At 65.7% G+C, this 23,482-nt stretch carries 16 protein-coding genes; 7 read left to right on the top strand and 9 right to left on the bottom strand.

The genetic code is table 11. The annotated features are described in order from the left end of the window. Nucleotides 1-4: 4 nt before the first annotated feature. Both Q0C42_RS03745 and Q0C42_RS03740 read right to left on the bottom strand, forming a co-directional pair. Nucleotides 5-3,517 (bottom strand): translocation/assembly module TamB domain-containing protein, encoded by a 3,513-nt coding sequence (locus Q0C42_RS03745; protein ID WP_295072142.1) that lies wholly within the window; start codon nucleotides 3,515-3,517, stop codon nucleotides 5-7. Beyond that, nucleotides 3,517-5,352 (bottom strand): autotransporter assembly complex family protein, encoded by a 1,836-nt coding sequence (locus Q0C42_RS03740; RefSeq protein WP_295072139.1) that lies wholly within the window; start codon nucleotides 5,350-5,352, stop codon nucleotides 3,517-3,519. The genes Q0C42_RS03745 and Q0C42_RS03740 overlap by 1 nt, the downstream gene beginning before the upstream one ends. Before the next feature lie 230 nt (nucleotides 5,353-5,582). On the opposite strand from Q0C42_RS03740, the gene rimP reads away from it, so the two are divergent. The 4 genes from rimP to infB are packed head-to-tail and all read left to right on the top strand — an operon-like array spanning nucleotide 5,583 to nucleotide 11,084. After that, complete coding sequence (gene rimP, locus Q0C42_RS03735; protein WP_295072137.1) at nucleotides 5,583-6,188, top strand: ribosome maturation factor RimP; 606 nt, start codon at nucleotides 5,583-5,585, stop codon at nucleotides 6,186-6,188. 28 nt (nucleotides 6,189-6,216) lie between these two features. Then, entirely contained in the window at nucleotides 6,217-7,827 is a 1,611-nt protein-coding gene (gene nusA / locus Q0C42_RS03730) for a transcription termination factor NusA (protein WP_295072134.1), read from the top strand. Nucleotides 7,828-7,851: 24 nt separating this feature from the next. After that, nucleotides 7,852-8,496, top strand: coding sequence for an RNA-binding protein (locus Q0C42_RS03725; protein WP_295072131.1), 645 nt, complete (start codon nucleotides 7,852-7,854; stop codon nucleotides 8,494-8,496). After that, a complete protein-coding gene (gene infB, locus Q0C42_RS03720) occupies nucleotides 8,493-11,084 on the top strand; it encodes a translation initiation factor IF-2 (RefSeq protein WP_295072128.1) in 2,592 nt (863 codons plus the stop codon). The genes Q0C42_RS03725 and infB overlap by 4 nt, the downstream gene beginning before the upstream one ends. Nucleotides 11,085-11,210: 126 nt before the next feature. Here the strand turns inward: infB and Q0C42_RS03715 are convergent, their stop codons facing one another. The 3 genes from Q0C42_RS03715 to Q0C42_RS03705 form a co-directional block, all read right to left on the bottom strand. Further along, on the bottom strand, nucleotides 11,211-11,609 hold the full coding sequence (locus Q0C42_RS03715) for a (deoxy)nucleoside triphosphate pyrophosphohydrolase (protein ID WP_295072125.1): 399 nt from the start codon (nucleotides 11,607-11,609) through the stop codon (nucleotides 11,211-11,213). A 68-nt stretch (nucleotides 11,610-11,677) separates the two neighbouring features. Beyond that, nucleotides 11,678-13,057, bottom strand: coding sequence for a bifunctional glutamate N-acetyltransferase/amino-acid acetyltransferase ArgJ (argJ, locus tag Q0C42_RS03710; RefSeq protein ID WP_295072123.1), 1,380 nt, complete (start codon nucleotides 13,055-13,057; stop codon nucleotides 11,678-11,680). Nucleotides 13,058-13,083: 26 nt separating this feature from the next. Continuing rightward, nucleotides 13,084-13,926, bottom strand: a complete 843-nt coding sequence (locus Q0C42_RS03705; RefSeq protein ID WP_295072120.1) for a peptidylprolyl isomerase — start codon at nucleotides 13,924-13,926, stop codon at nucleotides 13,084-13,086. A 188-nt stretch (nucleotides 13,927-14,114) separates the two neighbouring features. Between Q0C42_RS03705 and secA the strand changes: the two genes are divergently transcribed. The 3 genes from secA to Q0C42_RS03690 all read left to right on the top strand — a co-directional run bounded on the left by secA (nucleotide 14,115) and on the right by Q0C42_RS03690 (nucleotide 19,455). After that, nucleotides 14,115-16,889, top strand: a complete 2,775-nt coding sequence (secA, locus tag Q0C42_RS03700; protein ID WP_295072117.1) for a preprotein translocase subunit SecA — start codon at nucleotides 14,115-14,117, stop codon at nucleotides 16,887-16,889. A 131-nt stretch (nucleotides 16,890-17,020) separates the two neighbouring features. Further along, entirely contained in the window at nucleotides 17,021-17,926 is a 906-nt protein-coding gene (locus Q0C42_RS03695) for a hypothetical protein (protein WP_295072115.1), read from the top strand. A gap of 17 nt (nucleotides 17,927-17,943) precedes the next feature. Further along, nucleotides 17,944-19,455: a phosphate ABC transporter substrate-binding/OmpA family protein gene (locus Q0C42_RS03690; protein ID WP_295072112.1), complete on the top strand. Its 1,512-nt coding sequence runs from the start codon at nucleotides 17,944-17,946 to the stop codon at nucleotides 19,453-19,455. On the opposite strand, the gene Q0C42_RS03685 is transcribed toward Q0C42_RS03690, so the two are convergent. Genes Q0C42_RS03685 through Q0C42_RS03670 form a run of 4 tightly spaced genes read right to left on the bottom strand, consistent with a single transcriptional unit; the run spans nucleotide 19,452 to nucleotide 23,482 of the window. Further along, a complete protein-coding gene (locus Q0C42_RS03685; RefSeq protein ID WP_295072109.1) occupies nucleotides 19,452-20,891 on the bottom strand; it encodes a mannitol dehydrogenase family protein in 1,440 nt (479 codons plus the stop codon). The two genes, Q0C42_RS03690 and Q0C42_RS03685, sit on opposite strands and share 4 nt — an antisense overlap. Nucleotides 20,892-20,894: 3 nt before the next feature. Then, nucleotides 20,895-21,659 carry an L-iditol 2-dehydrogenase gene (locus Q0C42_RS03680; RefSeq protein WP_295072106.1) on the bottom strand — a complete coding sequence of 255 codons (765 nt, stop codon included), beginning with the start codon at nucleotides 21,657-21,659 and terminating at the stop codon, nucleotides 20,895-20,897. Beyond that, nucleotides 21,656-22,645 (bottom strand): ABC transporter ATP-binding protein, encoded by a 990-nt coding sequence (locus tag Q0C42_RS03675; RefSeq protein WP_295072104.1) that lies wholly within the window; start codon nucleotides 22,643-22,645, stop codon nucleotides 21,656-21,658. The genes Q0C42_RS03680 and Q0C42_RS03675 overlap by 4 nt, the downstream gene beginning before the upstream one ends. A gap of 6 nt (nucleotides 22,646-22,651) precedes the next feature. Next, complete coding sequence (locus Q0C42_RS03670; protein WP_295072102.1) at nucleotides 22,652-23,482, bottom strand: carbohydrate ABC transporter permease; 831 nt, start codon at nucleotides 23,480-23,482, stop codon at nucleotides 22,652-22,654.

The raw sequence follows: 23,482 nt of genomic DNA, 5'->3' as shown, positions 1-23,482 counted from the left end.
CCGCCTAGTAGTCCCGTTCCAGGTAGACGCCGATCCCGGTATCGCCATCCGCGCCCACCCGGCCCTTGACCGTGACACCTTCCCGCAAGTCGAGATTCAGGTTGATCTGGCTTTTGCCATCCTGGTCGATCTCGACTTCGGTATAGATGTTCTCCGAGATGTACTTCCCCGCCTTCAGCGCGGCTGACCCATCTTCGGACGTGGTGAGGTCCAGATCATCCAGCCCGAAATTCCGCCGCAGGTTGCCCACCAGACCCTCGCCGCTGCGACCTGCCAGAACCGCGACGGCGTTGGCCAGTTGCGCGGCCTGCAGGGGCGAAATCTTGTCCAGCCCGCGTCCGAACAGAAGTTGGGCCAGCACCTCTTCCTGCGGCAGGTCGGGCGACGATGTGAAGGTCACCACCGGGTTGTCCGCCGGGCCTTCGACCGTGACCATGCTGAGGATGCCATCGCTTTCCGTCGATGCCGACACGCTGATCTGTGGCACAAGGCTGCCCTCCAGGGTCAGGTCGGCCCGCGACAGGACCAAACGGCGGCCCAGGATATCCAACCGGCCCCGGATCAGCCGGAAGGCCCCCGAAGGACGAACATCCGCCGTTGTCCCCAACAGGCGGAGCTCGCCGCCCAGTTCGGCATCAATCCCGCGGCCACGCACAAAGACCTGCGCCGGGGCCGAGATCGTGATGTCCAGCGCCACCGGACGCACCTGCGAGCGGGCACCGTTTCCGGACCCATCGCCTAGAAGCCCGGCCTTCCGCCGCGTATCGCGCACCGCACCGGGTTCGCGGACATGCCCGATGTCCAGCAAGGCCGCAGCCGAGCTGAAACCCGACGAGGGCACGCGCACTTCGGTCTGGGACAGCTGCAATGCGCCGGACAGCAGCGCGCCGCCGTTGATCGGCCCGCGCAGGCTTAGATTGCCGCTTACGCGCGTGTCGAAAAGCTCGGGGTCGTAAAGCCGCAGAGCCTCCAGCGTCAGGGTCAGATCGGCATTGCGCGACCCCGTCAACTGGATCGGCCCGTCCACCCGCAGCCTGCCGCCGGAAGACAGCGCCGAGGTCGCCTGAAGCTGCAGGGAGCCGTTCTGCAACGTGCCGATCGCTTCGACGCCCTGCAAGGAAAGCCCCAGCCCAGGGTCGGCGATCCGCCCGTTGGACAAGGTGACGCGGCCAGAGAGCGAACCCAGCGTCAGTGGTCCCTGCAGCCGGAGGTCATAGCCGATGTCCCCGGAAGCAGACCGGGGCGCGATGAACAGGTTTGCCAGCCCCGCTGCGCCCGACCCGCGGATCGCAAGGTCGGCCGACCCGAAACCGTTGGCGACGCGCCCGTCAACCGTCGCGCGGATCTGGCCCGGTCCGGTGCCCGCAAGGTCCACCTGATAGCCGCTGCTGTCCTGCGTCGCTGTGCCCTGAAAGGACAGCGGACCGGGAAGGTCGGGGACGAAAAGCCCCAGGTTCGCCAGTCGCGCCTCCAGGTCGATGCGCCGCCTGTCGCCCGCAATCTCGCCGCGTGCGGTCGCCGAAAGCTGCGGGTTCGCAAGGCGGGCCGACCGGACCTGCAGCGCGCCGTCCTTCACCCCCAGGTCCAGTTCCAGCCGACTCTCGCCGGCCAGCAGCTTGTCGGCCTGCGGGCTGCCCAGCCTCAGCGACTGCCCGCTGCCGGTCAGTTGCAATCGCCCGTCCTCTGGCAGTCCGGTAAAGCTGCCCTCCAGCGCCAGCGCGCCGCCATACCCCGGGCCCAGCACCGAAAGATCGTCCAATCGCACGGTCCCCGAAAGATTCGAGCCTGCGCTGGACAGGGTGCCATCCGCCTGCGCAACGAGGCCCCCGGCGACAAGGTCGAAGTTGCGCAGAAAGGTGCCGCTCTCGTCCCGCCGGATCGACGCGACAAGACTGGAACGGTCGGCCAGCAGCCGGTCGATCTGCGGCACATCTAGGATCAGACCAAAGCCGTCAAAGGCCAGATCGACATCGAAAAACCCCGACAAACGGCTGGCCGAGCCTTTGCCGACCAAGGTCCCCGATCCACCAAGCTGCCGCCCCGCCAGACCGGAAAACCGCGCGAAATCCTCGGCGGTGACCGTCAGCTTGCCGCTGGCAAGAAAAGCATCCTCCAGCCCTTCGACCGTCATCGCCCCTGACCCCGTCAATCCCGCGCCTTGCAAGCGGATGTCGGTCAGCTCCAACGCGCCTGCACCTTCCCGAAGGAACATCCGAAGCGAGCCGGAAATCTCGGGTCCCAGCGACCGGGCCAGATCGGGATCGGTCGGTGCCACCCCGAAGGCGGCCAGGCTCAACGTCCCGCCAAAGCTGTTCCCGGCCGAGCTTCGCCCGATCCGGCCCGAGCCTTTCAGTTCGGCGCGCGCAAGCTTCAGATCCGGGCGGTCCAGGCCTTCCAGCTTGACCTCTCCGGACCAGCCCTCGCGACCGGGGTCGGTCTTCAGCCGAAACTCCGCCCGCGCCAGATTGGTATCCGCCACGAACGGAAGCGCCACCGGCGAGCCGTCAGGAGAAACCAGCGTCCCGGTCACATCGAACCACTCGGGCAGGCCATCGGCCGCGATCTCGGCCGTACCCGACAAGGCAAGCGAGCGGGCGGTCAGGTCGAACCGATCTACCGTAGTCCTGCCCGCGTCCGTGCGTCGGGCGTCCAGCTTGAGAGCCACCTCGGTGCCGAAGAACTCCAGCTGATCGGGCGCAAGGATCGGCGCCAGGTCGCCCGACACATCGGCCAGCAGCCGAAGACCCGACGGCTCGGCCGCCGTGACCTGCACTGTGCCCTGCAACCGCTCTGCCCCGTCGGTTGCCAACAGGACATCGGCCTGAAAATCCGTGATCGGCCCCTCACCCTGAACGCGCAGCAGGGCAGAAGGTTGTCCCGGCACGTTCAGCAGGCTGACGACGATCCCCTCTGGGTCCTCTTCGGCCACGAGGTCCAGCCGGAGAACGCCTGTTGCGTTGGAATAGGCGGCGTCCAGGGTGATCTCGCCCTGCGGCCCTTCGCCCAGCCGGATCAGATCCAGTTGCGCTGTCCCTTCACCGCCCGAAAGCTGAGCCGATGCTTCCAGCGTTCCCGTCACCGGCTGACCCAGCACGGCTTCCGCCAACTCGATCCGCCCGGCCGCGACGCGGTCGACGCTGATGGACACCGGCAGCTCTGGCAGAATGAACCCCGACGCCTCGGTTTCCGGCACGCCATCGTCGGTCTGCGGCAGGCGGGCCACGATGATCTCGTCCGCCGTCAGCTCGGATACGTTCAGCTTGCCCGAAATTAGCTCCGAACGGCTCCAGTCCAGCACCACGCCGTTCAGCGTGATCCAGATGCCCTGTTCGTCCGCGATGGTCAGCTGCTGGATCGTCGCGCGTGAGGACAGCGCCCCGGCAAAGCCGGTCACGGTCACCTGCCGCCCGGCATCCGACAGGGTATCTTCCAGAAAGGCGGTCAGATAGTCCCGGTCGTCCTCTTGCGCGAAGGCGGGCGCGGCAACGAGACAGCCTATCAGCAAAGCGCGCCGCATCAGAAGGACTGCCCCAGGCCAATGTAGAACTGCACGCCGTCGCCGGTTGTTCCGCTGACGGGTGTGGCCACGTCGAACCGGATCGGGCCAAGACCCGTGTCATACCGCAGACCCAGGCCAGCACCCGCATGCGAGGCGCCGAATCCGCCGGTGAATCCGTCCAGCCCGATGCTGCCCCAGTCGACGAAGCCCACGACGCCGATCCTGTCGCTGACCTTGGCCCGCAGTTCCAGCGACCCGGCCAGGAAATACTTGCCGCCGATCAGAAATTCCGGCCCGAACCCGCGCGTGATGTTCAGCCCAAGCGACCGATAGGGCTGCCCGCGCACGGTGCCGCCGCCGCCCGAAAAGAACAGATCGTCCCGCGGCGTTTCCAGGAGGGCCGAGCCCAGGACCGCCCCCGCCTGCACGCGCGCCGCCACCACGAACCGGCCCGGCTCTCCCAGGCTGCGGTAGGCCCGGCCGTCCAGCGTGCCGCGCAAGCCCGAGCCGGTGGTCCCAAAGCCCGCGAAGGGCTTGGCTTCGGCGTCAAGGTAGAAGCCCTTGGTCGGGTTATTGGCGACGTCGCGCTTGTCCCAGGTGACGCCAACAGGCAGCGACAGGTTGCGGAAGGTGAAGCTTCCGCCGGGGTCGCTGCCGTCGAGGTAGTCATAGGTCAGGCCGACCCGCCCCGTCAGAGTTTCGGAAAACGTGTGCGAGAACCTCAGCCCGAAGGTGAACGCATCCACCGCATAGTCGACCTCGTCTTCATGCGAGTAGCCCAGCACGAGGCCCGCCGTGGTGTCCGGGGTCAACGTCGCCGGGCGATCCAGCGTCACTTCCACCCCGTAGTCGATCCCGCTGATCCCCGACCCTATGTTGGTCACGTCCCCCGAGACGCCCAGCCTTTCGCCGCCCCCCAAGAGATTCCGGTGCAACCAAGAAGCCGACAGCGACACCCCGTCCAGGCTGGCGATCTCGGCGCCGAACGAATAGCGGCGCGGTTTCTGCTCGACCACCGTCGCCGTCACGCCCAGAAGGTCCGGCGCGGTGACCTGCTCGTCCTCGGTCAGCGCGACCGAGGCGAAGATGCCCGTCCGCCGCAACCGGGTTTCCGCGTGGCGCAGTTCGGTTTCGCTGAAGGTGTCGCCTTCCGGAAGGCCGGCGATCTTGCGGATTCGTCGCTCGCGCATCCGCTCTTCGCCGATGATCTCCAGCCGCCCGAAGCGCAGCCTTGGACCCGGCGAAAGACCCACATCGACATCCAGCCGCCGTGCCGCGTGGTCGGCGACGACATCTTCGCGCGCGACGAATGCCTTGGCATGCCCCGTCTCGCGCCAGGCCTTGATCGCCACGTCCACCGCGCCGGCCACCGCCCCGCTTTCCGCCACCGCGCCCGCCTGAAACTCCTCCGGCAGTTCGGTTTCCGGCGCCAGAGGAGCGACCCGTGCGACGCCAAAGCGGAACGGGCCGCGTGGGTCCACGTCGATGCGGACCAAGGATATCGCCGCCGGGGCTTCCAAAGCCGGAATGGCCGCAGCCTCGCGCCCGTCGATGCGGATGCGGACCACGACCGAGTAATGCCCTTTGGCATACATTGCCGCCAGGATGCGCGCATAGTCCGACCGTGCCGCGGCCAGCAAATCCTGCGGCGCGCTCTGCTCCTGCACCTGCAGTGCGTAAACCTGCGACGCTTGCTGCACCGCTTCTGTCAGGTCCTCGGACCCGCCCACGACCACGATGTCCAGGCGGTCAAGCGCGACAGCGGAACTCGTGCCAAGGCCCAGCAGGACCGCAGCAACGGTCCCACGGACCCGCAGCGCATGACGACCCGAAAACACCTGAACGACCCTCATCGGCAGCCTTGTCCGGACTATTGCAGCTTGTGCCGACCCCTTCAATCCGGGGAAACCCGGTGGGCGGAGTTGGGTTCCCAGCCACCCCCCGTTACGCCGTTGTCCAATCCGCTTGCAGACTCGGGCGTTGGGGCCTATATGCACTTCAACAGCTGCTTCCGGGTCCAAACCTGAAGCTACCGAATGTCACGGGCGGGCCGCTGGGTCCGCTTTTTTGTTTCTGGAACCTGATGACCGATCTCGTCGCCAAAACCGCCATCGACCGTCGCCTGGCTGACATCGTCCAGCCGGTGATCGAAGGCCTCGGATTCGAGCTGATCCGCTTGCGCCTCATGGGCGGCAAGATGCGGGTCCTTCAGATCATGGCCGACCGCCCCGATGGCGGGATCGGCGTCGACGAATGTGGCGATATCTCCACCGCTGTTTCTGCCGTGCTGGACGTCGAAGATCCGCTGGAAGACAACTACGTGCTCGAGGTGTCCTCCCCCGGCATCGACCGGCCGCTGACCCGGCTCAAGGATTTCGACGTCTGGAAGGGCTGGGAAGCCCGGATCGAGACGACCGAGCTGATCGACGGCCGCCGCCGTTTCAAGGGCGGTCTGGCCGGGATCGAAGGGGATGAGGTGCTCATCACCATCGATGAAAGCGGCGAAGAGGTCACCATCGGGCTCAAGTTCGATTGGCTCTCCGACGCCAAGCTGATCCTCAGCGACGAGCTGATCGCCGAGATGCTGCGCCAGCGGAAGGTTGCCGAGCCGACCGATGGCCAGTTCGACGAGATTGAAGAAATTGATGGGGACGAGGACGACGAGCCTGCCCCCGAGACAAAACACTAGCGCGACGAAACACTAGGGAGAGACGCCCATGGCAATCACATCCGCCAACCAGCTGGAACTTCTGCAGACCGCAGAGGCCGTGGCGCGCGAAAAGATGATCGACCCGGAGCTGGTGATCCAGGCGATGGAGGACAGCCTCGCCCGGGCCGCCAAGTCCCGCTACGGCGCGGAAATGGACATCCGCGTGAAGATCGACCGCAAGACCGGCCGCGCGTCCTTCACCCGCGTCCGCACCGTGGTCGAGGATGACGCGGTCGAGAATCACCACGCCCAGATCACCGCGAAGCAGGCCAAGACCTACCTCGCAGACCCGCAGCTTGGCGACGAAGTCATCGACGAGGTTCCGCCCGTCGACCTGGGCCGCATCGCCGCGCAGTCGGCCAAGCAGGTCATCCTGCAGAAGGTCCGCGAAGCCGAGCGGGATCGCCAGTTCGAGGAATTCAAGGACCGCAAGGGCACGATCATCAACGGCGCCGTCAAGCGCGAGGAATACGGCAACGTCATCGTCGACATCGGCCGTGGCGAAGGCATTTTGCGCCGGAACGAGAAGATCGGCCGCGAAGCCTACCGCATCGGCGACCGCATCCGCTGCTACATCAAGGACGTCCGCCGCGAACCGCGCGGCCCGCAGGTCTTCCTGTCGCGCACCGACCCGCAGTTCATGGCCGAGCTCTTCAAGATGGAAGTGCCGGAAATCTATGACGGCATCATCGAGATCAAGGCCGTCGCCCGTGACCCGGGTTCGCGCGCCAAGATCGCGGTCATCAGCTACGACAACTCCATCGACCCGGTCGGTGCCTGCGTCGGTATGCGCGGCAGCCGCGTGCAGGCGGTGGTGAACGAACTGCAGGGCGAAAAGATCGACATCATTCCGTGGAATCAGGACACTGCCACCTTCCTGGTGAACGCGCTCCAGCCCGCCGAAGTCTCGAAGGTCGTCTTCGACGAAGAGGCCGGCAAGATCGAAGTCGTGGTCCCCGATGAGCAGCTTTCGCTGGCCATCGGTCGCCGTGGCCAGAACGTGCGTCTGGCCAGCCAGCTCACCGGCCTCGACATCGACATCCTGACCGAAGCCGAAGAATCGCAGCGTCGCCAGGCCGAATTCGCCGAACGCACCAAGCTGTTCATGGAGGCGCTCGACGTCGACGAGATGATGGCGCAGCTCTTGGTCGCCGAAGGCTTCACCAACCTGGAAGAAGTCGCCTATGTCGACCTGGACGAGCTTTTGTCCATCGACGGCTTCGACGAAGGCACCGCAGGCGAACTTCAGGCCCGCGCCCGCGACTATCTGGAAGCGGCCAACGCCAAGGCGATGGAAAACGCCCGCGCTTTGGGTGTGGAAGACAGCCTGGTGAACTTCGAAGGCCTGACGCCCCAGATGCTGGAGGCGCTGGCAAACGACGGCATCAAGACCTTGGAAGACTTCGCCACCTGCGCCGACTGGGAGCTGGCTGGCGGCTGGACGACCGAAAATGGCCAACGCAAGAAGGACGAAGGCGTCCTTGAAAAGTTTGAAATGTCGCTGGAGGAAGCGCAAACCCTGATCATGACCGCCCGCGTCATGCTGGGATGGGTCGATCCGACCGAACTCGAGCAGCCCGCCGAAGAGGCTGCCGAAAACGAGGAGGCCGAGGCCTGATCTCAGGCCTCGGGGACCTAGCGCATGACGCGCGGCGGCCGGGAAAAGGACAGGGACGATCCGGAACGCAAGTGCATTGCGACCGGGGAAAGCCAGCCGAAAGCGGGTCTGATCCGCTTTTGCCTGGGTCCTGAAGGTCAGATCGTCCCGGATGTCATGGGCAAGCTGCCCGGCCGGGGAATCTATGTCGCGGCGGATCGGGCGGCCATCGAGAAGGCGGCGAAGAAGAACCTCTTCTCCCGCGCGGCGCGTCAGCCGGTGAAGGTGCCCGACGGGCTGCCGGATCTGGTCGAAGCACTGGTGTTGCAGCGGACCATCGACATGCTTTCGATGGCCCGCAAGGCGGGTGACGCGGTCACCGGTTACGAGAAGGTGAAGGACTGGCTCATGAAGGGCTCGGCGGTAACGCTGATCCAGGCCAGCGACGGGTCCGAACGGGGCAAGACGAAGCTGCACGCGCCGGAAGGCGACAAAGGCTTTATTGGTTGCCTTTCGGCTGGGGAAATCGGTTTGGCATTCGGGCGCGAACGTGCGATACACGCCGCGCTTGCCGCTGGTGGACTCAGGTCCCGTGTTGTAGAGGAAGCGGCAAAACTCGCTGGCTTGCGTGGGCAGGCCGGTGGGGATGACGGCGGCGAGACCGCCATGAAGGATACGAAGAACGCATGAGCGATACTGACGGCAAGAAACCTCTTGGCCTTGGGGGCGCCCCCCGTTCCGGACAGGTGAAGCAAAGCTTCAGCCATGGCCGGACCAAGAGCGTCGTGGTCGAAACGAAGCGCAAGCGCGTGGTGGTTCCCACCGCGGCTCCGAAGCCTGGTACGCCGGGCGCGGGCCAGTCGTCTGCGCCAACGAACTACGGTGATCCGTCGAAGCGGCCCGCAGGCATCTCCGACGCGGAAATGGACCGGCGTCTGGCCGCCCTTCGCGCTGCCAAGGCACGCGAGGCGGAAGATGCCGTCCGCCGCGCCGAGGAAGATCGCGTCCGCGAGGAAGATCGCGCCGTGCGCCGCGCCGAGATTGAGGCGAAGGAGCGTGAGGACCGCGAGCGCACCGAGGCACTCCGTCTGAAGGCCGAGGAAGAGGATCGTGCCGCCAAGGCCGAAGCCGCTGCCAAGATTGCCGCTGCCGAAGCCCGCAAGGCCGACGTCCTGGGCACACGCGCCCGCTCGACGACGCCGCCTCCAGCTGCTGCGGCCAAGCCGGCCGACCGCGCCGCTCCGGCTGCGCCCGCCTCGACCGACGATCCCCGCGGTCCGGCCTCGGCCAAGCCCGGCCTGCCGACGCCGCGCAAGACCGACCGCGACAAGGACGACCGTGGCGACCGGGGTGCCAAGCGTGGCACCGGCGACGAAGGCCGTCGTTCGGGCAAACTGACGCTCAGCGATGCGATGTCGGGCGACAGCGGCCGTCAGCGCAGCCTGGCCGCCATGAAGCGCAAGCAGGAAAAGGCCCGCGCCAAGGCGCTGGGTCTGGGTCAGAAGGCCGAAAAGCAGGTGCGCGACGTGCAGCTGCCGGAAACCATCGTTGTCTCGGAGCTTGCCAACCGGATGGCCGAACGCGCCGCCGACGTGGTCAAGAGCCTGATGAAGATGGGCATGATGGTCACGATGAACCAAGCCATCGACGCCGACACCGCCGAACTGGTGATCGAGGAATTCGGCCACAAGGCCGTCCGCGTCTCGGACGCCGACGTCGAGCAGGTCATCGACACCGTCAAGGACCTGGACGAAAGCCTGCTGTCGCGCCCGCCGATCGTCACGATCATGGGCCACGTCGATCACGGCAAGACCTCGCTGCTGGACGCGATCCGGAAGACCAGCGTCGTCTCTGGCGAGGCTGGCGGGATCACCCAGCACATCGGTGCCTATCAGGTGAAGACGCCCAACGGGCAACTCGTCACCTTCCTCGACACTCCCGGTCACGCGGCCTTCACCTCCATGCGTTCGCGCGGGGCTCAGGTGACGGACATCGTGGTCCTGGTGGTCGCAGCCGACGACGCCGTGATGCCGCAGACGATCGAGGCGATCAACCACGCCAAGGCCGCCAAGGTCCCGATGATCGTGGCGATCAACAAGATCGACAAGCACGAGGCGAACCCGACCAAGGTCCGCACCGACCTGCTCCAGCACGAGATCGTGGTGGAAGCGATGTCGGGCGACGTGCAGGATGTCGAGGTTTCGGCCAAGACGGGTCTGGGTCTGGACGACCTTCTGGAAGCCATCGCGCTGCAGGCCGAGCTTCTGGAACTGCGGGCCAACCCGAATCGGGCGGCCTCTGGTGCGGTGATCGAAGCCAAGCTTGACGTGGGCCGGGGTCCGGTCGCGACGGTGCTGGTCCAGAACGGCACGCTCCGCAAGGGCGACATCTTCGTCGTCGGCGAGCAGTGGGGCAAGGTTCGGGCGCTGATCAACGACCAGGGCGAAACGGTGGCGGAAGCCGGTCCCTCGGTTCCGGTCGAAGTGCTGGGCCTGTCGGGCACGCCGTCCGCAGGTGACACGCTGAACGTCGTCGAGACCGAGGCGCAAGCCCGCGAGATCGCCGACTACCGGATCAAGGCCGCCAAGGACAAGCGCGCCGCCGCAGGGGCTGCGACCACGCTGGAACAGCTGATGGCGAAGGCCAAGGCCGACCAGTCCGTCGCCGAACTGCCGATCCTGATCAAGGCCGACGTGCAAGGTTCCGCCGAAGCCATCGTTCAGGCAATGGAGAAGATCGGCAACGACGAGGTTCGCGTCCGCGTGCTGCACTCGGGTGTGGGTGCGATCACCGACACCGACGTGGCACTGGCCGAGGCCTCTAAGGCTCCGATCATCGGCTTCAACGTCCGCGCCAATGCGACGGCCCGGGCGTCCGCCACCCAGAAGGGGGTCGAGATCCGCTACTACTCGATCATCTACGATCTGGTCGACGACATCAAAGCCGCCGCGTCGGGTCTTCTCAAGGCCGAGGTCCGCGAGACCTTCATCGGCTACGCGAAGATCCTGGAGGTCTTCAAGGTGTCGAACGTCGGCAAGGTCGCGGGTTGCCTGGTCACCGAGGGTGTCGCTCGCCGGTCGGCTGGCGTGCGTCTCCTGCGCGACAACGTGGTGATCCACGAGGGCACGCTGAAGACGCTGAAACGCTTCAAGGACGAGGTGAAGGAAGTCATCTCGGGCCAGGAATGCGGCATGGCTTTCGAGAACTACGAGGACATCCGTCAGAACGATGTCATCGAAATCTTCGAGCGCGAGGAGGTCCAGCGCACGCTGGACTGATCCCCCGCCACGATGGCGAACCGCGGCTGACCCCGTATTTTCAAGGGGTTGGTCGTGGGCGTTCAGGAAATCTCAAGAATTGCGCCGGGCCCTTGGGTCCGGCGTTTTTCTTTGCGGAACGACGGGTCAAAGCCAGTCGCGCAGGATCGGGATCAGCGGCAGGTCGGCGGGGGGCATCGGGTAGTCGCGCAGTTGGTTGGGCCGGACCCAGGCCAGCGTCTGCCCCTCGGTCGCGCGGGGGGTGCCCTGCCAGCGGCGGCAGGCGAAAAGCGGCATCAACAGATGGAAGTCCTCGTAGGAGTGGCTCGCGAAGGTCAGGGGCGCCAGGCAGGACGACCAGGTGTCGATGTCCAGTTCTTCCTTCAGCTCCCGGATCAGCGCGGCCTCGGGCGTCTCGCCGGGTTCGACCTTGCCGCCGGGGAACTCCCAGAGGCCGGCGAGCGACTTGCCCTCGGGGCGCTGGGCCAGGAGGACGCGGCCGTCAGGGTCGATCAGCGCGACGGCGGAGACGAGGATGATTTTCATGGGCGGTCCTTGTGGGGAACCCCGGGGGCCAGCCCCCGGACCCCCGGGATATTTTCGGACAGATGAAATCAGGAGCGGTAGTCGGCGTTGATTTCGATGTAGCGGGAGGTCAGGTCGCAAGTCCAGACGCTGCGCTTGCTCTTCCCGAGACCCAGATCTACGGCCAAGACCAGCTCCTGGCCCTGCATGTAGGACGCGCCGTCGTCTTCCTTGTAGTCCGGGTTCCGCCAGCCGTTTTGCGCCACGAGAATGTCGCCAAAGCGGATCGTCAGCTTGTCGCGGTCGGCCTGCGCGCCGGACTTGCCGATGGCCGCAACGATGCGGCCCCAGTTCGGGTCCTGCCCCGCAACGGCGGTCTTCACCAGGGGCGAGTTGGCGATGGAGAAGGCGACCTTGGCCGCGTCTTCATCCGTCGCGGCACCCGTGACGCGCACCTCGACCAGCTTGGTCGCCCCTTCGCCGTCGCGCACCACTTGCAGGGCTAGGTCGCGCATCACTCCGGCCAAAGCGGTCTCGAAAGCCTTCAGCGCCGCGCCTTTCAGCTCGGCAGCAGGGGATTGCCCGGTCGCGGCAATCAGCAGCGTGTCGGACGTCGAGGTGTCGCTGTCCACCGTGATCGAGTTGAACGTCGCATCGACGTTGCGCGACACCATCTTCTGCAATGCAGGCGCGGAAATCTTCGCGTCGGTGAAGATGTAGACCAGCATCGTCGCCATGTCGGGCGCGATCATCCCCGAACCCTTGGCGATGCCGGAGATGTGGATCATCCCGCCCTCGCCCTGAACGGTGGCGGCGGCACCTTTCGGGAAAGTGTCGGTGGTCATGATCGCCTGGGCGGCCATTTCCACGGCGTCTTCTTGCAGCGCGGCCACCAGATCGGGGACCTTTGCGGTGATCTTGTCGTAAGGCAGCGGTTCGCCGATCACGCCGGTTGACGACGAGAAGACGCGCGAGGCCGGAACGCCCAGTGCTTCGGCCACCGCGCCGGTGACGGCAGCTACGGCCTCATCGCCCACTCGCCCGGTAAAGGCGTTGGAATTGCCGGAGTTCACGATGATCGCGGCGCCCGCGCTGTCGGGAACCTTCAGCGCCAGCTTGGCCTGGCAGTCGCGCACGCAGCCCGACCGGGTGGAAGACCGGGTGAAGACCCCGGCCATCGTGGCGCCGGGGGCAAGCCGCACCAGCATCACGTCCTTGCGGTTCTGATAGCGCACGCCCGCCTCGACGGCGGCGAATTCGGCGCCCTTGATCGCGGGCAGGACCGGGAAACTGGCCGGCGCCAGAGGCGAAACCGGCTTCATCGCCTTTTTCGCTGCCGCGACCACATCACCGACGGCTTCCGAAACGGCATCTGCCACCGGACCTGCCGCCGAGGTCAAACTGTCCCTGAGTTTGCGGACCTTCTTCTTCAGGGCCTTCGCTTCGGCCTTCCAGTCAGTCTTCGCCATGTCCGTCCCCCCGGGTTGCCGTGCGTTCAGTCGATCAGGGCCGAGTTCTTGAGCAGCGTCGGGTCAATCCCTTCGCCGTCCCGCGTGACGGTCGCGCCCTTGGTCAGCTCTTCGATCTTCGCATTGATCGCGGCGGTTTCAACCTCGGCGGCAAGTTCGTCGCGCAGCTGGTCCAGCGTGGGCTTTTCGGCCACGCGGGTTTCCTTGACCAGGATCAGGTGGAAACCGAAGTCGGTCTGGATCGGGCCAGCCACTTCGCCGACCTTGGCGGCGATGACGGCGTCCTCGAACGGCTTGACCATCATGCCCGGTCCGAACCAGCCCAGATCGCCGCCATTGGCGCCCGACCCGGTATCGGTCGACTTGGCCTTGGCGATCTCGGCGAAGTCGGCCCCACCGGCCAGCTCGGTCTTGATCGCGTCGGCTTCTTCCTTGGTGGCGACAAGGATGTGCGCGGCGCTGTATTCCATCTGCGGGGCGGCGTCCTTGAAGCGGGCGTCATAGGCAGCCTGCAAGGCCTCGTCCGTCACGGCCGACGCGACAATTCCTTCGATCGCGATCCCCGAAACCAGGCCGCGCTTGTCGTTGTCCAGGGTTGCCAGCACGCGCGGCCCAAGCTCACCGACCGACTGGGCCAGCACTTCCTGCTGGATCAGCTGGTCGTAGATGCCCTTGAACAGGACATCGTCCGGCAGCGACAGGTATTCCTGCGGCAGCGTTTCGCGCAGGGCGATCATGTGGCCAAGGGTGATATTCACCCCGTTCACGGTCGCGACGACGGTCTCTGCAGTCTCGCCTTCGGCCAGCGCAGGACCGGACAAAAGGGTCGCCAGAGCCAGTGACGACCAGAACCTCGAGTGTTTCGTCATTTTCACCTACTCCTGATCGGGGCCACGGGCCTGCTTAAGTTGACTATGCCGATGCTTCCCCTTACATCGCGACAGTCGCGTGGAACGGGCTTGACCGGTCATGCTCTGGACCTTCTAGGGAAGGCCGTGGGGGCGGGCAAGCCCAACGGCCACACGATGATGTCAGAGAAGCCGCCCACGGAGAAAACATGCTGGGACTTGGATCGATTGCGCGGAAGGTGTTCGGGAGCCCGAACGACCGCAAGGTAAAGTCCGTCCGCCCCATCGTGGCGCAGATCAATGCGCTGGAGCCAGAGTTCCAGGCACTGACAGACGAAGGCATCATCGCCAGGACGCACGAGTTTCAGAAGCGGGTGCAAGAGGGCGGCGAAAGCTTGGAGTCGATCCTGCCGGAAGCCTTCGCCAACTGCCGGGAAGGCGCGCGCCGGGCCTTGGGCCTGCGGGCCTTTGATGTGCAGCTGAAGGGCGGGATGTTCCTGCACCAGGGCAATATCTCCGAGATGAAGACCGGCGAGGGCAAGACGCTGGTGGCGACCTTCGCGGCCTATCTGAACGCGCTGACCGGCAAGGGCGTGCATGTGGTCACGGTGAACGACTACCTGGCCAAGCGCGACGCGGAATGGATGGGCAAGGTCTATGCGGCGCTGGGGATGACCACCGGCGTGGTCTATTCGCAGCAGCCCGATGACGAGAAGAAGGCCGCCTACCGCGCTGACATCACTTATGCCACGAACAACGAACTGGGCTTCGACTACCTGCGCGACAACATGAAGGCCTCGCTCGAGGACATGGCGCAGCGCGGGCACAACTATGCCATCGTGGACGAAGTGGACTCGATCCTGATCGACGAGGCGCGGACGCCCCTGATCATCTCGGGTCCCAGCCAGGACCGCAGCAAGCTTTACGAGGCGGTCGACGCGGTGATCCCGCATCTGCAGCCCGAACACTATGCGGTGGACGAAAAGACCCGCGGCGTGACCCTGACCGAAGAGGGCAACGACGTCATCGAGGACCTCTTGCGCCAGGCCAGCATCCTGCCCGAGGGGCAAAGCCTTTATGCGGCTGAAAGCACCTCGATCGTGCACCACGTCAACCAGGGCCTGCGGGCGCACAAGCTGTTCTTCAAGGACCAGCAGTACATCGTCCGTGATGGCGAGGTGATGCTGATCGACGAATTCACCGGTCGCATGATGAAGGGCCGCCGTCTGTCGGACGGCCTGCACCAGGCGATCGAGGCGAAGGAGCGGGTGAAGATCAACCCCGAGAACGTCGCCTACGCCAGCGTGACCTTCCAGAACTACTTCCGCCTGTACGAAAAGCTGGGGGGCATGACCGGCACCGCCGCGACCGAAGCCGAGGAATTCCGCGAGATTTACGGTCTTGGCGTGGTCGAGGTTCCGACCAACCGCCCCGTCGCCCGGCTCGACGAACATGACCAGGTCTTCCGCACCGCGCGCGAGAAGTACGACGGCATCTTGGTCGCGATCAAGGAAGCGCACGAAAAGGGTCAGCCGATCCTGGTCGGCACGACGTCCATCGAGAAGTCCGAACAGCTGTCCGCGCTGCTCAAGGGCGCCGACATCGCCCATAGCGTGCTGAACGCGCGCCAGCATGAGCAGGAAGCCAAGATCGTTGCCGATGCCGGTAAACTCGGCTCGGTCACCATCGCGACGAACATGGCGGGTCGTGGCACCGACATCAAGCTGGGCGGCAACGTCGAGTTCAAGGTGATGGAAGCCATCGCTGCCGATCCCGAAGGCGACCACGTCGCCATCCGCGCCCGCATCGAGGCCGAGCACACCGGCGAGGAAGAAGCCGTCAAGCAGGCCGGCGGCCTGTTCGTCCTGGGCACCGAACGCCACGAAAGCCGCCGGATCGACAACCAGCTCCGCGGCCGTTCGGGCCGTCAGGGCGACCCCGGCCGTTCGGCCTTCTTCCTGTCGCTGGAAGATGACCTGATGCGGATCTTCGGGTCCGAACGACTGGACAAGATCCTGTCGACGCTGGGCATGAAGGAAGGCGAATCCATCGTTCACCCCTGGGTCAACAAGAGCCTGGAAAAGGCGCAGGCGAAGGTCGAAGGCCGCAACTTCGACATCCGCAAGCAGCTTTTGAAGTTCGACGACGTGATGAACGACCAGCGCAAGGCGATCTTCAGCCAGCGCATGGACATCATGCAGGCCGAGCACGTCGCCGACGTCGCCGCCGACATGCGCGAACAGGTGGTCGAGGACCTTGTCAACCTGGCCATGCCGCCGAAGTCCTATCCGGACGCCTGGGACACCGAGGCACTGACCGCCTCGGTTCGCGACATGCTGAATCTGGACCTGCCGATCTCTGCCTGGGCCGCCGAAGAGGGTGTGGATCAGGCCGTGATCCTGGAGCGGATCGTCGAGGCCTCGGACAAGATGATGGCCGAGAAAACCGAAGCCTTCGGCCCCTCGACCATGCAGACGATCGAGAAGCAGGTCCTTCTGCAGGCCATCGACGGCAAGTGGCGCGAACATCTGATCCGGCTGGAGCATCTGCGATCGGTCGTCAACTTCCGCGGCTACGCGCAGCGCGACCCGCTGAACGAATACAAGACCGAAGCCTTCCAGCTGTTCGAGGGCCTGCTGAACTCGCTGCGCGAGCAGGTGACACAGCAACTGTCGCGCATCCGGCCGGTGACCAAGGAAGAGCAAGAGGCGATGATGCGGCAGATGGCAGCCGCACAGCCGGCGGCCGAGGCGCCGAAGGTGGTGGAAGCCGCTGCAGAGGCCGCCCCGGCGACCCCTGCCTCCGCCCCGGCGGTCGCAGCATCCGCCGCCGCACTTGCTGCCGCACCCGCAGCCGAGGCCGCGACGCGGCTGGCTGGCTTCGACGAGGCCGATCCGACCACCTGGGGCAACCCCGGCCGCAACGACGCCTGCCCCTGCGGATCCGGCGAGAAGTTCAAGCACTGCCACGGTCGCCTCGCCTGAGGCGGCCTTTCGGCCGGGGTGACTCCCGGCCGAAAGGGCAGCTGGCCGTAAGCCTTCCCCATTAATGCCTTTTCTCCGCCCCTATTGGGCTTTAACCCAAAACGGTAACGATTCCTGACCGGGGCACTGCCATGCTTTGGGGCAAAAAGGTTCTGCGCATCTCCGCCGTCGTGGCGGTTGCATTCGGAGCCGCCCATACAGCGGAACATCTGAAGGCCCCTGCGGCCCAGCACTCGCTTCTGCAGACCGCAGCGGAAGCGGCGCGTGAGGCGCGTCCTGTCATCACCGCAGGACTCGCCGTCCCGGAATCCGCCTCGCTGAGCAGCACCGTCGATCCCGGCATGGGCCAGGTCACTGGCATTACCCCGGTCGCAGCCGCTGCTCCAATGGCGTCCGGCGGGACGTGCCAGGCGCAACTGTCTTTGGCGCCGCTGCCCGGTGCGATGATCCAAGCCCAGCTGACCGCGCCCTGCAACCGTGGCGAACGTTTTGTCGTGCGGCATTCCGGCCTGTCCTTCTCGGCGCAGATCAAGGCCGACGGATTGGCGGTCGTGGCCTTGCCCGCCTTGCGCTCTGACGCGATGGTCGCGGTCTACCTGCAGGATTCCCAACTGGTCCTTGGCAAGGTCACGGTGCCCGATGCCGCGTCCTATACCCGCTATGCCATCACCTGGGACAGCCCGGTCGAGCTTGAACTGCGCGTCACCGACGGCGACCGCGTGCTGATCGGCAGCTCGGCCGTGGCCGGGTCAGAGCAGGGCGTGATTGCCCTGGGCCAGGAGGACCTTCCGTCGCCGGTTCTGGCACGGGTCTATTCGGTCCCGGGCAAGGACTTCGGCAGTGCCGATATCACCGGCGAACTGCGGATCACCCCGGCGACCTGCGGCCGCACCCTTCGGGTCGAAACCGTGCATTCTGCTGGCGGTGTCGCCGTCACGGCCGAGCAGACCATCGCAGTTCCGCTGTGCGGCACGGTGGGCGACATTCTGGTGTTGAAGAATCTTGCGCCTGCCCTGAAACTCGCCGTTCCTAACTAAAGGGTTCGAAACGGTCGATGGGTGTGAAGGCAGGACTCGCGGCGCTTTGCGCTGCGCTGTGCATTTCGGGGCCCATTGCTGCCCAGGATGTCACCCTGGTCGCCCGTGAGGGTGGCATTGTGCTGACCGGAACCCTGCAGGGCTATGACGGCGAGTTCTACCGCATCGACACGGCCTATGGTCCCCTGACCGTCGACGGGCAGGGCGTCATCTGCGAGGGTCCGGCCTGTCCTGACCTGATCGCGCCCAAGGCGGTGATGCGGGTCGTCGGCTCGCCCGATGCAGCAGGGCTGTTGCCGGCGCTCTTCCAGGCCTTTGCCCAGGCGCGCGGGCTGGTCTACGAGCCGGGCGGGGGCAACGCTTTCCAGGCCCGCATCCTGGACCCGGAAAGCCTGCAAGAGCTGGCTGTGATCTCTTTCCTGCCAATGGCGCCCGACGCGGCCACGACGGCGGTGCAGGACGGCGCGGCTGACCTGAAGCTTGCCTTCCGGGCCGAGCCCGACCTTGGCAGCCACGCGGTGGCGACAGAGGCGCTGGTGGTCCTGGTGGCTCCGGACAATCCCACTCCGGACATCTCGACCGCCGAACTGGCGATGGTGTTGCGTGGCGAGGTCGACAACTGGGCGCAGATCGGTGGGCCGGACATGCCGGTGGTGCTGCATGCGCTGGCGGGCGAGGCCGACCTGCAACAGGCCCTGGCTCAGCGTCTGGGTGCGCAAGTGGCAACAGCGGTGCTTCACCCGGACCTTGCATCGCTGGCCGAAGCGGTGGCGAAGGACCCTTGGGCGATCGCGATTTCCGGCCGGTCCGCGATTGCGCCCGCGCGGCGGATGCCTTTGACGGATTCCTGCGGTTTCCCTCTGTTGCCGACCGCGCTGGCGATCAAGGCCGAGGATTATCCGCTGGCCTTGCCCGTGATGCTGCTGACCCCCAAGCGTCGCCTCCCGCTTCTGACGCGCGAATTCCTGGATTTCCTGCGCACGCCCGAGGCGCAGGCGGCGGTCGCGGCATCGGGGTTCGTGGACCGCTCGGCCAGCCGCCAGCCGATGACCGCGGACGGGCTGCGCCTGATCAACGCGATCCAGGGCGCCGGCGAGGATGTGACGCTGGACGACCTCAAGCGGCTGGCGGGGATCATGGACGGGGCCGACCGGGTGTCGCTGACCTTCCGGTTCGAGGATGGGTCCTCGACGCTGGATCCGCAGTCGCAGGACAACCTGGTGGACCTTGCCCAGCTGATCGCCGCGGGGCAATTCCGCAATCAGAAACTGGTGCTGGCCGGGTTCTCCGACGGGTCGGGCGCGGCCGAGGCCAACCTTGCGCTGTCGGTGGAACGCGCGGCCAAAGTGGCGCAAGAGCTGGCTGCGGTGGCTCCGGACCTGGCGCCCGCCGATCTGCCGGTGATCGAAGGCTTCGGCGAGGCGCTGCCGATGTCCTGCGACGAGACGGCTATCGGCCGCCAGCTGAACCGGCGGGTCGAGCTTTGGGTCGTCCCGGACTTTGCCCCCGCCGAGGCCCCTGCGCCTTAGGCCAGGTATTCGCTCAGCGTCTGCGCCGTGCCGACGGCCCAAAGCCGGGTCAACTGCCGGTCGAAAGCCTGCACAAACCGCGCGTCCTGTCCCAGGTCGCCGTAGACAGTGGTCATCTCCAGCCACGCCGCCGGCCGCGCCTTCGCCGCCCTGGACCGGGTGACCAAAGCGTCCCAATCGGGATCGTTGGGCGGGATATGCGTGCCGCTGTCCGTCTCGCCATAGCAATACCGGCACCACAGCGCGCTGACCAGGGCCAAGCCCTCCACCGATCCGCCCGCGGCCAACGCGTCGCGGATCGAGGGCACGATGAACTTCGGCTGGCGGTTCGACCCGTCGAGGCACAGCCGCCGCTCGGTATCCGCGACCTCGGGGTTCGAGAACCGCTCCACGATAAGGCGGTAGTAGTCGCCCAGATTGGTGTCGGGGACCGGCGGGATGTAGGGGATGATCTCGTCCATCTCGACCTTGTCGAGCAGGCCCCTGATCAGCGGGTTCGCCATCGCTTCGTGGACAAACTCGATGTCCAGAAGCCCGCCCGGATAGGCGATGGTCGCGTGACCGCCGTTCAGGATGCGGATCTTCATCATCTCGAAGTTGTGGACATGCGGGGTCAGCGTGACCCCCACCTTCTCGAAGTCCGGGCGGCCGGTGGGGAAGTTGTCCTCCAGCACCCATTGCCGGAACGGCTCGCAGGTCACCGGGACCGGATCGTCGCCCAGACCGAAGGATGCGGCCATCGCCCGTTCCCGCGGGCCGGTCGCCGGGGTGATCCGGTCCACCATGCCGTTCGGGAAGGCGACATTCGCCGCGATCCAGTCCGCCAGCGCCGGATCGGACAGACGCGCCAGCCCGACCACGGCATTTTCGGTCACATGGCCATTGCCCGGCAGGTTGTCGCAGGACATCACGGTGAACGGTGCCACGCCTGCCGCGCGCCGGGCCTTCAGTGCCGCGATGATTGCACCAAAGGCGGTGCGGTGCGGGTTCGGCCCGTCCGCAGCAATTTCGGGATGGGCCGGATCAAAGGCTCCCGTCGCCGGGTTGATGAAATAACCGCCCTCGGTGACCGTCAGGCTGACAATCCTGATCTCGGGTCGAGACATCGCCGCGATCAGCGCCGCGTTGTCCGCCTGAACCGGCAGGAAGTCGATCATCGACCCCACCCGCCGAGCGGATTTGCCCTTCGGGTCCAGCTCGATCACCGTGGAGAGACAGTCCTGCGCCCTCAGCGCGTCCCGCATCCGTGCGTCACCCTCGCGCACGCCGGCCCCCAGGATCGCCCAGTCGTGGCACAATCCCATCGCAAAGAGGTCGTCCAGATAGACGGCCATATGCGCCCGGTGAAAGTTCCCCAGCCCGATGTGGACAATACCCGGCGTCAGTTTTGAACGGTCATACGCGGGAAGGCGGGGGGCTGGCATTTGCACGGTCATCTTTCAGCTCATCCAGTTTCCGCCGTCGACGTTGAACGTCTGGGCGACGATGTAATCGGCCTCGGACGAGGCAAGGAACACGGCCGCGCCCGTCATGTCCTCGGGGCGGCCCATCCGGCCATAGGGGACAGCCTCGCCCACCTCACGCTTCTTCTGGCCCTTGGGCTTGCCCTCGTACTTGGCGAAGAGCGCATCAACCGCGTCCCACATCGGAGTGTCGACCACGCCCGGAGCGATGCCGTTCACGTTGATCTTGTGCTTGATCAGGTCCAGCCCCGCCGACTGGGTCAGGCTGATGACGGCGGCTTTCGAGGCGCAGTAGACGCCCACCAGCGCCTCACCACGCCGTCCGGCCTGCGAGGCCATGTTGATGATCTTGCCGCCGCGCCCCTGCGCGATCATCACCTTCGCCACCGCCTGCAACGGAAACAGCGTCCCCGCCACGTTCACGGCAAAGACCTTGTCATAGCTCGCCCGCGTGATGTCCACGATGGGGGCCAGATCGAAGATCGCCGCGTTGTTCAGCAGGATGTCGATGCCGCCGCCCCAGTCCGCCGCCGCCTTCACCCCGGCGTCGATGGACGCTTGATCGGTCACGTCCATCGTGATGCCCAAGGTCTTGTCGCCCAGCTTCGCCGCCGCCTCTTGCGCGCCGCCGACGTCGGCAATCGCCACCCGCGCGCCTTCCCTTACGAACGCCTCGACGAAGGCCAAACCGATGCCCCGCGCACCCCCGGTAACAAGGGCCGTCTTTCCTGCCAGTCTCATATCGCCAGTCCATTCGTGTCAAAGCGGTGAATTTTCCCGGCCGGAGCCAGCCGGATGCGGTCGCCGTGGCGGGCGTGAACCTCGCCCGGAGCGCGGACGGTCATGGTGCCCAAGCCCTCGACCGCGACCTTCAGGAAGCTGTCCGATCCCAGATGTTCCGACAGGCCGACGACACCCTCCCAAGGGCCGTCGCCCACGGTGATATGCTCGGGCCGGATGCCGATGGTGTGGGCGTTGTGTTTGGCCGCCTCGGCGCCTTCGATCAGGTTCATCTTCGGGCTGCCGATGAAGCCCGCGACGAACAGGTTGCGGGGGAAGTTGTACAGCTCCAGCGGCGCGCCGACCTGTTCGATGTGGCCTGCGTTCAGGACCACGATCTTGTCAGCCATTGTCATGGCTTCGACCTGGTCATGGGTCACGTAGATCATCGTGGTTTTCAAGGACTGGTGGAGTTCTGAAATCTCCTGCCGCATCCCGACCCGCAATGCGGCGTCAAGGTTGGACAGGGGCTCGTCGAACAGGAACGCCGCCGGTTCGCGGACGATGGCCCGCCCGATGGCGACCCGCTGGCGCTGACCGCCCGAAAGCTGGCCGGGGCGACGATCCAGGTAGTTCGACAGGTTCAAGACCTTGGCCGCGCGTTCGACCCGCTTGTCCTGCTCCGCCGGGTCCATCCCGGCCATCTTCAGCGGGAAGCCGATGTTCTTCCTTACCGTCATGTGCGGGTACAAGGCGTAAGACTGGAACACCATCGCCAGACCGCGCTTGGCGGGCGGCAGGTTCGTCGCGTCCTTGCCGTCGATGTCGATCACACCGCTGGTCGTATCCTCCAGCCCCGCGATCAGCCGCAGCAGCGTGGATTTCCCGCAGCCCGAGGGGCCGACGAAGACGACGAACTCGCCGTTTTCGATGGTCAGGTCGATGCCGGGGATGACGTCGACCTCGCCGAACGACTTGCGGACCTTGGTCAGTTGGATCTTGCCCATGTTACCTCACTTCACCGCGCCAAAGGTCAGGCCGCGGACGAGTTGCTTCTGGCTGAACCAGCCAAGGATCAGGATCGGCAAAATCGCCATCGCCGATGCCGCCGAAAGTTTCGCGTAGAACAGGCCCTGCGGTGCCGAGAAGCTGGCGATGAAGGCCGACAGGGGGGCTGCTTTGGTGGTGGTCAGGACAATGGTCCAGAACGCCTCGTTCCAGGCGAGGATGATGTTCAGAAGCATGGTCGAGGCGATGCCGGGCAGGGCCATCGGGGTCAGGACATAGATGATCTCGCCCCAGAGGGTTGCGCCGTCCATGCGGCTGGCCTCCAGGATTTCCCCAGGGATTTCCTTGAAGTAGGTGTACAGCATCCAGATGATAATCGGCAGGTTCATCAGCATCAGCGCGATGACGAGGCCGATCTTGGTGTCAATCAGGCCAAGCTGCTGGAACAGAAGGTACAGCGGGATCATGACCGCGACGGCGGGCATCATCTTGGTCGACAGCATCCACATCAGAAGGTCCTTGGTCTTCTTTCCCGGCACGAAGGCCATCGCCCAGGCGGCGGGAATGGCGATCAGAAGGCCCAGCAGGGTCGAGCCGACCGAGATCACGACCGAGTTCCAGAAGAAGCGCGGATAGTCTGACCGCGACCAGACCTCGGTATAGTTCTCCAGCGTCCAGTCGGCGGACAGGAATTCGGGCGGCATGGCAACGGCGCTGGCTTCGGTCTTGAAGCTGGTCAGGATCATCCAGAGGACCGGGAAGAAGATGATCAGCGCGACCGTCCAGGCGGCGACGGTGGTGATCAGCAGACGGCGGGGGGACAGGGCGCGGGCCAT

Origin of the sequence: Tabrizicola sp., from assembly GCF_022842145.1 — a bacterium.
In the GTDB taxonomy this organism is placed as follows: Bacteria; Pseudomonadota; Alphaproteobacteria; order Rhodobacterales; family Rhodobacteraceae; genus Tabrizicola.
This window is presented reverse-complemented; position numbering and strand designations above follow the sequence as displayed.

What these genes read in the sequence shown, in the direction of transcription:
- infB (WP_295072128.1), top strand. Translation starts at nt 8,493, where the DNA reads ATGAGCGATACTGACGGCAAGAAACCTCTTGGCCTTGGGGGCGCCCCC.
- Q0C42_RS03740 (WP_295072139.1), bottom strand. Translation starts at nt 5,352, where the DNA reads ATGAGGGTCGTTCAGGTGTTTTCGGGTCGTCATGCGCTGCGGGTCCGT.
- rimP (WP_295072137.1), top strand. Translation starts at nt 5,583, where the DNA reads ATGACCGATCTCGTCGCCAAAACCGCCATCGACCGTCGCCTGGCTGAC.
- Q0C42_RS03715 (WP_295072125.1), bottom strand. Translation starts at nt 11,609, where the DNA reads ATGAAAATCATCCTCGTCTCCGCCGTCGCGCTGATCGACCCTGACGGC.
- Q0C42_RS03725 (WP_295072131.1), top strand. Translation starts at nt 7,852, where the DNA reads ATGACGCGCGGCGGCCGGGAAAAGGACAGGGACGATCCGGAACGCAAG.
- Q0C42_RS03695 (WP_295072115.1), top strand. Translation starts at nt 17,021, where the DNA reads ATGCTTTGGGGCAAAAAGGTTCTGCGCATCTCCGCCGTCGTGGCGGTT.
- argJ (WP_295072123.1), bottom strand. Translation starts at nt 13,057, where the DNA reads ATGGCGAAGACTGACTGGAAGGCCGAAGCGAAGGCCCTGAAGAAGAAG.
- Q0C42_RS03745 (WP_295072142.1), bottom strand. Translation starts at nt 3,517, where the DNA reads ATGCGGCGCGCTTTGCTGATAGGCTGTCTCGTTGCCGCGCCCGCCTTC.
- secA (WP_295072117.1), top strand. Translation starts at nt 14,115, where the DNA reads ATGCTGGGACTTGGATCGATTGCGCGGAAGGTGTTCGGGAGCCCGAAC.
- Q0C42_RS03690 (WP_295072112.1), top strand. Translation starts at nt 17,944, where the DNA reads ATGGGTGTGAAGGCAGGACTCGCGGCGCTTTGCGCTGCGCTGTGCATT.
- Q0C42_RS03675 (WP_295072104.1), bottom strand. Translation starts at nt 22,645, where the DNA reads ATGGGCAAGATCCAACTGACCAAGGTCCGCAAGTCGTTCGGCGAGGTC.
- Q0C42_RS03685 (WP_295072109.1), bottom strand. Translation starts at nt 20,891, where the DNA reads ATGACCGTGCAAATGCCAGCCCCCCGCCTTCCCGCGTATGACCGTTCA.
- nusA (WP_295072134.1), top strand. Translation starts at nt 6,217, where the DNA reads ATGGCAATCACATCCGCCAACCAGCTGGAACTTCTGCAGACCGCAGAG.
- Q0C42_RS03680 (WP_295072106.1), bottom strand. Translation starts at nt 21,659, where the DNA reads ATGAGACTGGCAGGAAAGACGGCCCTTGTTACCGGGGGTGCGCGGGGC.
- Q0C42_RS03670 (WP_295072102.1), bottom strand. Translation starts at nt 23,482, where the DNA reads ATGGCCCGCGCCCTGTCCCCCCGCCGTCTGCTGATCACCACCGTCGCC.
- Q0C42_RS03705 (WP_295072120.1), bottom strand. Translation starts at nt 13,926, where the DNA reads ATGACGAAACACTCGAGGTTCTGGTCGTCACTGGCTCTGGCGACCCTT.